The 3,110-nt window shown below is 73.2% G+C and carries 4 protein-coding genes; 1 reads left to right on the top strand and 3 read right to left on the bottom strand.

All coding sequences use genetic code 11. The features are described 5' to 3' along the window. On the bottom strand, positions 1-260 hold a 260-nt coding region (locus HUN59_RS19190), incomplete at its 3' end, for a BLUF domain-containing protein (protein ID WP_174779573.1). A 183-nt stretch (positions 261-443) separates the two neighbouring features. Here HUN59_RS19190 and HUN59_RS19185 point away from each other — a divergent pair. Beyond that, positions 444-1,856 (top strand): PepSY-associated TM helix domain-containing protein, encoded by a 1,413-nt coding sequence (locus tag HUN59_RS19185; RefSeq protein WP_174777686.1) that lies wholly within the window; start codon positions 444-446, stop codon positions 1,854-1,856. Between the two features lie 58 nt (positions 1,857-1,914). On the opposite strand, the gene hxlA is transcribed toward HUN59_RS19185, so the two are convergent. Both hxlA and hxlB read right to left on the bottom strand, forming a co-directional pair. Beyond that, the gene (gene hxlA, locus HUN59_RS19180) at positions 1,915-2,553 is read right to left on the bottom strand and encodes a 3-hexulose-6-phosphate synthase (RefSeq protein WP_174777685.1); all 639 of its coding nucleotides are present in this window, start codon (positions 2,551-2,553) and stop codon (positions 1,915-1,917) included. Positions 2,554-2,610: 57 nt separating this feature from the next. Then, complete coding sequence (gene hxlB, locus HUN59_RS19175; RefSeq protein WP_174779292.1) at positions 2,611-3,108, bottom strand: 6-phospho-3-hexuloisomerase; 498 nt, start codon at positions 3,106-3,108, stop codon at positions 2,611-2,613. Between the last annotated feature and the right edge of the window lie 2 nt (positions 3,109-3,110).

Raw genomic sequence — 3,110 nt, 5'->3', positions numbered from 1 at the left:
GAGATGTGTATAAGAGACAGGATGAGCGACTTCACCTCGTGGTGCCGCGGGTCGCGCTCGATCGCCGCGAAGCGGTCCTCGACGCTCCACGCGGGGCCCTCGAGGACCTGTATGAACCGGCCGCCCTTCGCGAGCAGCAGGCCGGAGACCCCGAGCGCCTCGTTGCGCAGGCGGGCCTCCCGGAGCATGGCGACGAGCTGGTCGTCGGTGAGGTCGTCGACGGCGACGGACATGTACACGAGCGAGGTGAGGGTGGTCATCGGCGCCAGTCTGTGTCGTGCTCCTGCGGTCGGTCAACGCGGTCGTCCGCACACCGCATCGGAGTGCGGTGTGCGGACGGACACGCCGCTCACGTCCGGCCGCGCCGTCGTTCTACATGTTGTAGAGTTCTCGGGTCGTCCGGCACGGTGCCGGACGCTCCGCCCGACAGGACCCGCGCCCCGATGCCCAGCACCGCTCCGCCGCCCTCCCGTGGCTGGTTCGCCCAGCTCCTCCTCCGCCTGCACTTCCTGGCGGGCCTGTTCGTGGGCCCGTTCGTCCTGGTCGCCGCGCTGTCCGGGGCGGTCTACGCCGTCGCCCCGTCGATCGAGCAGGTCGTGTACCGGCACGAGCTCACCGCGCCGTCCACCGCCACGGCACGCCCCCTCGCCGACCAGGTCGCCGCCGCGCAGCGGTACGTCGCCGCCCACCACCCCGACGACACCGTCGTCGAGGTCCGTCCCGCGCCGGCGCCCGGCGACACCACTCGCGTGATGTTCACCGAGGCGGGACTGCTCGAGTCGCAGACCCGCGCCGTGTTCGTCGACCCGGGCGACGCGTCCGTCCGCGGCGACCTGCCCGTGTACGGCACCTCCGGCTCCCTGCCGTTCCGGACGTGGATCAGCACGGTGCACCGCAGCCTGTTCCTCGGCGACGTCGGTCGGCTGTACAGCGAGACCGCCGCGTCGTGGCTCGGGATCGTGTCGCTCGCCGGCATCGGGCTCTGGGCGTTCCGGCTCCGCACGGCCCGACGGAAGCGCGAGCTCGTCGTCCCGGACACCCGCCTGCGTGGGTACCGCCGCACCTTCTCGTGGCACGCGGCGACCGGCGCGTGGGTGCTCCTCGGCGCGCTCTTCCTGTCGGCGACGGGCATCACGTGGTCGCACTTCGCGGGCGACAACGTGACCGCGCTCCGTTCGGCGCTCAGTTGGCAGGCGCCGACCGTGGACACCGCGCTGGGCGGCGCGGCGGCGATGGGCATGACGGCTGGCGAGCACGCCGGGCACCACGGGTCCGCCGCGGCACCGGTGGGCTCCCCCGCGACCGTCACACCCGAGCAGTTCGACGAGGTCCTGGCCGTCGCCCGGTCGGCCGACGTGCACGCCGCCGAGGTCCGCATCCGGCCCGCGGCGACGACCGACCAGGCGTGGACCGTCGAGGAGATCAAGCTCAGCTGGCCGGTCGCGATGAACGCCGTCGCGGTCGACCCGACGACGATGACCGCGGTGTCGCAGGTCACCTGGGGCGACTACCCGCTCATGGCGAAGGCCGCGAAGCTCGGCATCAACACCCACATGGGCGCGCTGTTCGGGCTGCCGAACCAGCTCGTGCTGCTCGCGGCGGCGCTCGGCATCGCCGCGATGGTCGTCCTCGGGTACGTGATGTGGTGGCAGCGACGGACGCCCGGCACGCGCGTCGGCCGCGCGCCCGCCGACGGCGCGCTCGCACGCGCACCGTGGTGGGGTGCGATCGCCGTCGTCGCCGTCGCGATCGGGCTCGCGCTGCTGCTGCCCGTCGTCGGGGTCACCCTGCTCGGGTTCCTGCTGGTCGACGCGCTGGTCACCGCGTTCCGGTCACGTCCCGGGGCGACCCGGTGACGGACGGGAGGCTCGCGGCGACCCCGCCACGAGCCTCCCGTCCGTCAGGTGGTGCCGATCAGGCGGCCGACTGCTCCGTGATCGCGTCGCGGAGCGCCTTCGCGGCCGCGGCCACGTCGTCGGCGCTGTAGATCGCGCTGCCGGCGACCGCGATGCGGGCGCCGGACGCCTGGACGGCAGCGATGGTGTCGGTCGTGATGCCACCGGCGACCGAGAACGGCACACCGGACGCCTCGCCGTCGTGCAGGAGCGTCTCGAACGTGAAGCCCTCCTCGGCCTGCTCGTCGAGGCCGGCGTGCATCTCGACGAAGGTGGCGCCGAGCGCGACGACCTCCTTCGCGCGGGCGGCCTTGTCCTCGACGCCGATCAGGTCGACGACGACGCCCTTGCCGTGCGCCTCGGCTGCCTTGACGGCGCCGGCGATGGTGCTGTCGCCCGCGACGCCGAGCACGGTGACGAGGTCGGCGCCGGCGTCGAACGCGATGCCCGCCTCGAGCTCACCGGCGTCCATCGTCTTGAGGTCCGCGAACACGGTCTTGTCGGGGTGCGCCTGCTTGACCGCGGTGATCGCCGACAGGCCCGCGCTCTTGATCAGGGGCGTGCCGAGCTCGATGACGTCGACGTACGGCGCGGCCTTGCCGGCGAGGTCGAGTGCGTCCTCGGTGGTCAGGGTGTCCATGGCGAACTGGAGCTGCATGGTGGTGTCCTTCCGGTGGTGGTTCGTAGGGGGTCTCGGTGCCGGTCGCGCGCGGCGTCACTCGAGGTTCGCGTGGCGGGGCCACAGCTCGTCGGCGGAGCGGCCGCTGCGCTGCCAGAGCGCGTGGAACAGGGCGTCCCCGAGGAGGGCGACACCCTGCTCGAAGAGGCTCCCGGCGTACTGTGCCGACGCGGTGCCGGAGCGGTCGGTCTTCGTCGCGGCGGGGAGCACGAGCGTGGCGTCGGCGACCGCGGCGAGCGGCGAGTCGTCGGTCGTGCTCACCGCGAGCACCCGGGCCCCGACGTCGGCCGCGGTCCGTGCGGCCTGCACGATGCCGCCGGTCGTGCCGGAGCCGCTCGCGACGAGGAGCACGTCGCCGCGTCCGATCGCCGGGGTCGTGACCGCGCCGACGACGTGCACGCGCAGTCCGAGGTGCATGAGTCGCATCGCGGTCATCCGGAGCGCGAGCCCCGAGCGGCCGGCACCGTGCACGAAGACGCGGTCGGCGTCGGTGAACAGGGTCAGCGCGCGCTGGAACCTGTCTCTTATACACATCT

The organism is Curtobacterium sp. Csp2, assembly GCF_013347165.1.
The sequence above is the reverse complement of the archived record's forward strand: the minus strand, read 5'-3'. Positions and strand labels throughout refer to the sequence as shown.